Origin of the sequence: Cupriavidus sp. SIMBA_020 (assembly GCF_046535395.1) — a bacterium.
Classification (GTDB): domain Bacteria; phylum Pseudomonadota; class Gammaproteobacteria; order Burkholderiales; family Burkholderiaceae; genus Cupriavidus; species Cupriavidus campinensis.
Genome location: NZ_JAWRWU010000623.1, coordinates 1 through 270, shown reverse-complemented (window position 1 = coordinate 270; position 270 = coordinate 1). Strand labels below are relative to the sequence as shown.

General features: G+C 52.6%; 1 pseudogene. It reads right to left on the bottom strand.

The features are described 5' to 3' along the window. Positions 1–270 (bottom strand): annotated as a pseudogene (locus SB751_RS30785) (DNA polymerase); the annotation flags it as partial.

Here is a 270-nt window from a genome sequence, read left to right as displayed (position 1 = left end):
GAGAAACGTCCCACAGCGGCTGACCAACCAGACGAGACAGCTGCGCTTCCATCGGGAAGAATTCTTTACCCAGTTCGTAGGTCGCTTTCGCGTCTTCCATAGAGTATTTCGCAACACGTTCCAGACCTTCACCGGTTTCCCACGCTTTCGCGATTTCGTCCGCGTAAACTTTTTCTTTCGGTTTACCGAAGATCGCTTCGTAAACCGCTTCCAGGGTGTAGGTCGGCAGGTTGATGGTACGACGGATAACGTGGTACAGGTCGAAGTGGA